Below are 6422 nucleotides of genomic sequence, written 5' to 3'. Positions count from 1 at the left end.
GCGCAGGTTAGGGCGTCTGGCGGCGCGGATGTCGACGCATGCGCAAACGCCGTAGCGGTTATCATTTCCCGCTGCGCCCCGCGAATTGAATCGACAAGGTGATCCCGTGTTCCGTCATAGTGTGATGTGGAAGCTCAAGGACGGCTGGGTGCGCGAATCGCGTGAATGTGTCGACTACGAAATCCGAGAACTGCAATGACCGACTCACCCTCATCTAAAGCCGACTCACCCTCATCCAAAGCGAGCAACGCATCGTTGCCCGAAAGCCCGTTCGTCGACCGGCTCGGCGCGCAACTCGTCTCGGCCGCGGACGGCGCCAGCGAAGTCGTGCTGCCGTTGCAGCCCGATCACATGAACACGTGGGCTGTCGTGCATGGCGGCGTGACCATGACGCTCGCCGACGTCGCGCTCGCGATGGCCGCGCGCAGTCTGGCCGGCGACGGCGTCGGCGTAGTCACCGTCGAGATGAAGGTCAACTTCATGCAGCCGGGCCGCGGCGAATTGCGCGCCACCGGCCGCGTGTTGCATCGCTCGACCACCATGGCCTATTGCGAAGGCGAGATTCGCGACAGCGAAGGCCACTTCGTCGCCAAAGCGCTCGGCACGTTCAAATACATGCGGCGTCTCGCCGTGGGCCGCGACGTGACGCAACAGCGTCTGCGCACGGATCCTTCGGCGAAACCCGGTCCAAGCGACGGCTAATCGCCGGATGGACCGCGCGTGGTGAGCGCCACGCGCGCAGAAACCCCTCTTTGCAGACGCCGTTCGTTCGACGCCGTTCGTTCGAATTACTCGCCGATCACATCGGTAACCCATGGAGACGATCGTCATGCCCCAGATCAACCGTCAACTCGTGCTGGCTTCGCGCCCACAAGGCGCTGTCACGCCCGATAACTTCAAGCTCGTCGAAACCCCGCTCGCGCCGCTCGCCGATGGTGAATTCCGCGTGCGCAACCATTTCCTCTCACTCGATCCGTATATGCGCGGCCGGATGAACGACAGCAAGTCGTACGCAGCGCCGCAGCCGCTGAACGACGTGATGATCGGCGGCACGGTGGGCGAAGTGGTGGAGTCGAAGAATCCGAAGTTCGCGCCGGGCGATAAGGTTGTCGCGATGTTCGGCTGGCAGGAATATGGCACCTCGAACGGTACGGGGGTGCAGAAAGTGGATGACACGCACGTGCCGCTGTCGGCGTATCTCGGGCCGGTTGGCATGCCGGGCGTCACCGCCTGGTACGGCTTGAACAGGATCATCGCGCCGAAAGCGGGTGAAACGGTGGTGGTGAGCGCGGCGAGCGGCGCGGTGGGCAGCGTGGTCGGCCAGCTGGCGAAGCTGGCGGGGGCGCGCGCGGTCGGCATCGCGGGCGGCGCGGACAAGTGCCGCTATGTGGTGGAGACGCTCGGCTTCGATGCCTGCGTCGACTACAAGGGCGGCAATCTGTATCAGGATCTCAAAGCGGCGACGCCGAACGGTGTCGACGGTTACTTCGAGAACGTCGGCGGCGAAGTGCTCGACGTGACGCTCGCGCGGATGAACGCGTTCGGACGGATCGCACTGTGCGGCTTTATCGCGGGCTACGATGGCCAGCCGGTGCCGCTCAGGCATCCATCGCTGATGCTCACGCAGCGGCTGCTGGTGCAGGGGTTCATCGTCAGCGAGCATATGGAGGTGTGGCCCGAAGCGCTCAAGCAACTCGGCACGCTGGTCGCGCAGAAGAAGCTGCAATACCGCGAGACCGTCGCGCAAGGGCTCGATGCGGCGCCGGAGGCGTTCATGGGTCTGCTGAAGGGCAAGAACTTCGGCAAGCAGCTCGTCAAGCTGATCTGATCGCGGCGGCCGTCAAGCGGCCTCTGCGAGACACGTTCGTGAACGATTCGCCGGTGAACATAAGCCGGCGAGCCTAACCCGGGGGACTTGACCGGTTACCCCGAACCGCAAAAACCCAGGAGCAAAAGGCGATGTTCGAATTCAAAGGCAAGGTGGCGGTGATCACCGGCGCCGCAAGCGGTTTCGGCCGTGCGTTCGCGGAAAAGGGTGCGTCGCTCGGCATGAAGCTCGTACTCGCCGACGTCAATCCTGACGCGCTTGCGCAAACCGTCGACGCCTTGCGCGCCGGCGGCGCCGAGGCGATCGGCGTGCCGACCAATGTCGCCGACGCCGCCCAGGTCGAAGCGCTCGCGCAAGCGGCGCTCGGCGCCTTCGGCAAGGGTCATCTTCTGTTCAACAACGCGGGGGTGGGCGCGGGCGGGTTCCTGTGGGAAAGCTCGGCGAACGACTGGGCGTGGGTGTTCAACGTCAACGTGATGGGCGTCGCGCACGGCGTGCGCGTCTTCACGCCGATCATGCTGCAGCAGAACGAACCGGCGCATATCGTCAACACGGCCTCCGTGGCGGGCTTGCTGTCGCCGCCCGCAATGGGTATCTACAACGCGTCGAAGCACGCCGTCGTGTCGCTCACCGAGACGCTCTATCACGATCTGCAGCTGGCCCAGGCGGCGGGTAGCGGCGAGGTCGGCTGTTCGTTGTTATGCCCGGCCTTCGTGCCGACCGGCATTGCCGACGCGGAACGCGCGCGCCCCGCGGAACTGCGCAACGACAGCGGCCCGACCCGCTCGCAGATCGCCGCCGGCAAGCAACTGCAACGCGCGGTGCAATCCGGCAAGCTGAGCGCCGCCGACGTCGCCGAAATGACGTTCGCAGCGATCGCCGAGCGGCGTTTCTATATCGTCACGCATCCGGGCATCCTGGCGACGGTGAAACTGCGTCACGAGGATATCGAGCAGTTGCGCAATCCGACCGACCCGATGTCGCTGAAGCCCGAAGTGAAGAACGCGAGCTAGGCGCTTACCATGCCGCTGAATCCGAAGATCGAGCAGGTGCTCGACATGATCGCGCGCGCGAAGCGCCCGCAGCTTCACCAACTGAGCCCGCAACAGGCGCGCGCGTCTTACGAGAAAAGCGCGCCGATTCTGGAGATTGCGAGCGCGCCGATGTTCGCGCTCGAAGATCTGCAAGTGCCGACGCGCGACGGCGCGACGCTTCGCGCGCGTCTTTATCAGCCGGCCGAGCCGAGCTGGGCCGAGCCCGCGCCGGCGCTGGTGTACTACCACGGCGGCGGCTTCACGCTCGGCAGTGTCGACACGCACGACGCGTTGTGCCGCATGTTGGCGCGTGACGGCCGGTGTGCGGTGCTGTCGGTCGATTACCGGCTCGCGCCCGAGTACAAATTTCCCACCGCCGTTGAAGACGCATTCGATGCGTTGACCTGGCTGCACGCGCACGCCGCCGAATACGGCGTGGATGCGGCGCGGCTGGCGGTGGGCGGCGATAGCGCGGGCGGCACCCTGGCCACGGTGTGCGCGGTACTGGCACGCGACGCGGGCATCGAGCTCATGCTGCAATTGCTGATCTATCCGGGCACCACGGGCTATCAGCAAACCGATTCGCACTCGCGTCTAGCCAACGGCTTCCTGCTGTCGGGCGACACGATTCAATGGTTCTTCAATCAATACGTGCGCGATACGAGCGACCGCGACGACTGGCGGTTCGCGCCGCTCGACGGCAAACGCGGTGCGCCGGATTTCAGCGGCCTCGCGCCGGCATGGATTGCAACCGCCGAATACGATCCGCTAAGCGACGAGGGCGATGCGTATGCGGAGAAACTGCGCGCCGCGGGCAATCAGGTCACGCTGAAACGCTACCCGGGCATGATTCACGAATTCTTCAAGATGGGCGGCTTCGTCGCCGAAGTCGCGCAGGCCCATCAGGATGCCGCCGCGGCATTGCGGGCGGCGTTTGGCGTCGAGTAGTCAGCGCTCTGTGGTTCCACGTTGAACGCGAAGCTGCGCTCGAAGTCGCCGGGCCGCACGATCCGGTGCGAGCCGTTGTCGTCGCTGCGCTCGGCCACGGCCACGCCGATCACGTCACCGTGACTGACCACGCGCAACGCCGTCGTGCCGCGCGTGCCGTACTCGGGCGTTTCGATAAACGCTGCCGACAGCACCCGTTCCCGTTCGAGTGGAATGCCGGTGGACGGCAATTGGTCGTCGCGGGCAAGGCGAGGGTCGCGCATCAGATCGATCAGGCGTTCGAGCGGGGGCATCGCGTCACGCGTGAGCATGGCACCGAGTTCCGCGCGCTTCTTGACCAGCTTGGGCCAGGCGGTATCGAGCACCGCGTTCGAGATGCCGTGCGTGCCGGGTGCGAGCAGCATGGGCGCGGCGTTCGACCGGTTGCAGTACCAACCGAGCTCGCGACGCGTCCAGTCGCCAACGAGCAGGTTAAAGCCGTTGTAGATGTCGCCAGTGCGCGCAACGTGTTGCAGATAGTCGAGCGGTGTTTCGTGCGCCCCGTGGACCGGGTCACTTGCGGTGCCGCTGAGCCAGTCGCTGACAAGCGTGCCGCGGGTCGGTGCATCGGCACGCATTTCATGCGGCGCGCGGTAATTGGTCAGCGCGGCGAACCGGCCGCCGCGCGACATGCCGAGCCACGTGCCGCCGCCCACCAGATCGCGGCCGGCCAGCACGCTCGGCGCGTCATGCCACCAACTGAGCGGCTCGGCGGTGCGGCGGAAAAATTCGTCGCGATTCGCGGCGAGCGTGAAGAGCGGGCCATCGACCGCAGCGGGTCGCCAGTCGAAGACGATGAGGCACATCGGCGGAGGTCTCCCGGTGGAGGGCTTGGAAGCGGCAGAACTTGAAGCCCGCAGGCAGCCTGCCGCGAAACGGTCACGAAAAAGCTGCCCGGTTCAGACCTCGGTCGGCAACCCGTACGGCAACGGCAGGAACATCAGCGCCGGACCCTCCGCCGCGCCCAGATGCACCGTGCCACCTTCCAGCGCCGCGAGCTTGATCTCCACCAGCACGTCGACGCCACCCTCCGGCGCCGACGCCGCGTTCACCACCATCCCGCATGGCTGGCCCGGATCGTTCGAGTGGAACAGTTCGGCGCCGGCCTTGACCGTTTCCAGTTCGCCCGCCACGTTCGCGAGCGAGGTGCGCCGCTTGATCGTGCCGCGATACTGGCTGCGCGCTACCACCTCTTGACCCGGATAGCAGCCTTTGCGGAAATTGACCGCGCCGAGCACGTCGAAATTGACCATTTGCGGCACGAACTGCTCGACCACGGGTTGCGTGATGCGTGGTTCTCCCGCGCGGATGTCGAGCCAATCCCATACCGCCGGCGACACGCGCTTGAGCTTCTGATCGAGCAAGGGCAGGTGCGCCTCGATCGCGGCCTTCGGGCCGACCCACAGATAGCGCAGCCGGCCGAGCGCGTCCGGAACACGAATCAGCGAACCCGCCGTGCCGTCCACCTGCACGTGCACGCCGTCCGGCAGTGCATCGAACACGCCGGAGAGCGCGTGGCGCACGTCGCCCGCGAGACCCACCACCGCCAGTTCGCCGCTCGCATCAACGAGCCTGGCCTTGGCACGCAGAACGAACATCGACAGACGCTTCTGCACGGCAGCCTGGACGTCTTTCGACACCAGCAGGCGGATCGTCTCGCCGGTGCGCCACGTCAGGAACGACGCCAGCAGACGGCCCTTGGCCGAACAGTAACCGGCGAGGCGCGCGTTGGCGGCGTCGAGATGCTGGGTGTCGTTGGTCAACTGGCCGTGCAGGAAGCTCGCCGCGTCGTCGCCGGTCGCGTCGATCACGCCAAACTGAGTCAGCGGCATGTAGGCGCCGTGTCGGATAACGGCGTCGAACTCATCCGCCGCGGGGCGGGGCAACGTAGGAAGTCCGACAAAGGCCGTTGCCGTTGTGGGGGCCGCAGCGCCCGCGGAAGCAACTGCGGGCGTCACTGAAGTCGTGCCAGAAGCGGTAGCGAGCGGTGTGTTCATGGATTCCGAGAACAGTCAATTCTGACTTTAGCTAAGGCAAACAAGTATTATATGCAGTACAACCCTGCCACGTTTCGCATGTCCCTTCTGAAGAAATGTTTCGTCGCCGGCTCAATCGTCGTTGTGCTGGCCGCAGCCGCAATCGCAGGCGGATATCACTGGGCCAACAGCCCGCTCGATTTGACCCCCGCGCAACTCGATGTCACTGTCAAACCGCACAGCAGCTTGCGCAGCGTCACGCTGCAGCTCAACCGCGGCGGCGTGCCGGTCGAGCCCGAGCTGTTCGTTGTCATGACGCGGTTGCTCGGACTTCAAAGCGATCTGAAATCCGGCAACTATGAGTTCAAGACGGGCATTACGCCGTATGAAGTGCTGCAAAAAATCGCGCGCGGCGACGTCAACGAATACGTGGCGACCATTATCGAAGGGTGGACCTTCAAGCGCATGCGCGCCGAGCTGGACGCCAATCCGGCGCTCAAGCATGACACGATCGGCATGAGCGACGCCGATCTGATGAACGCGATCAACGCACCGGAAGCGTCGATCGGCAATGGCGAAGGGCTGTTTTTCCCGGAC

At 65.2% G+C, this 6422-nt stretch carries 7 protein-coding genes; 5 read left to right on the top strand and 2 right to left on the bottom strand.

Features of this window, described 5'->3' with window-relative positions; genetic code table 11:
• Positions 1-195: 195 nt before the first annotated feature.
• The 4 genes from QOC89_RS25805 (at position 196) to QOC89_RS25790 (ending at position 3810) form a co-directional block, all read left to right on the top strand.
• Positions 196-702, top strand: coding sequence for a PaaI family thioesterase (locus QOC89_RS25805; protein WP_323047608.1), 507 nt, complete (start codon positions 196-198; stop codon positions 700-702).
• A gap of 127 nt (positions 703-829) precedes the next feature.
• Positions 830-1828, top strand: coding sequence for an NADP-dependent oxidoreductase (locus QOC89_RS25800; protein ID WP_323047607.1), 999 nt, complete (start codon positions 830-832; stop codon positions 1826-1828).
• 131 nt (positions 1829-1959) lie between these two features.
• On the top strand, positions 1960-2841 hold the full coding sequence (locus QOC89_RS25795) for an SDR family oxidoreductase (RefSeq protein WP_323047606.1): 882 nt from the start codon (positions 1960-1962) through the stop codon (positions 2839-2841).
• A 9-nt stretch (positions 2842-2850) separates the two neighbouring features.
• The gene (locus QOC89_RS25790; protein WP_323047605.1) at positions 2851-3810 is read left to right on the top strand and encodes an alpha/beta hydrolase; all 960 of its coding nucleotides are present in this window, start codon (positions 2851-2853) and stop codon (positions 3808-3810) included.
• Here QOC89_RS25790 and QOC89_RS25785 read toward each other — a convergent pair.
• Together QOC89_RS25785 and QOC89_RS25780 are read right to left on the bottom strand one after the other, a co-directional pair.
• Positions 3765-4655: an NRDE family protein gene (locus QOC89_RS25785; protein WP_323047604.1), complete on the bottom strand. Its 891-nt coding sequence runs from the start codon at positions 4653-4655 to the stop codon at positions 3765-3767. The genes QOC89_RS25790 and QOC89_RS25785 overlap by 46 nt on opposite strands.
• Before the next feature lie 93 nt (positions 4656-4748).
• A complete protein-coding gene (locus tag QOC89_RS25780) occupies positions 4749-5846 on the bottom strand; it encodes a folate-binding protein (RefSeq protein WP_323047603.1) in 1098 nt (365 codons plus the stop codon).
• Positions 5847-5924: 78 nt separating this feature from the next.
• On the opposite strand from QOC89_RS25780, the gene QOC89_RS25775 reads away from it, so the two are divergent.
• The coding region (locus QOC89_RS25775; RefSeq protein WP_323047609.1) for an endolytic transglycosylase MltG at positions 5925-6422 on the top strand (498 nt) is incomplete at its 3' end.

This window comes from Paraburkholderia sp., assembly GCF_034668105.1.
Classification (GTDB): domain Bacteria; phylum Pseudomonadota; class Gammaproteobacteria; order Burkholderiales; family Burkholderiaceae; genus Paraburkholderia.
The sequence above is the reverse complement of the archived record's forward strand: the minus strand, read 5'-3'. Positions and strand labels throughout refer to the sequence as shown.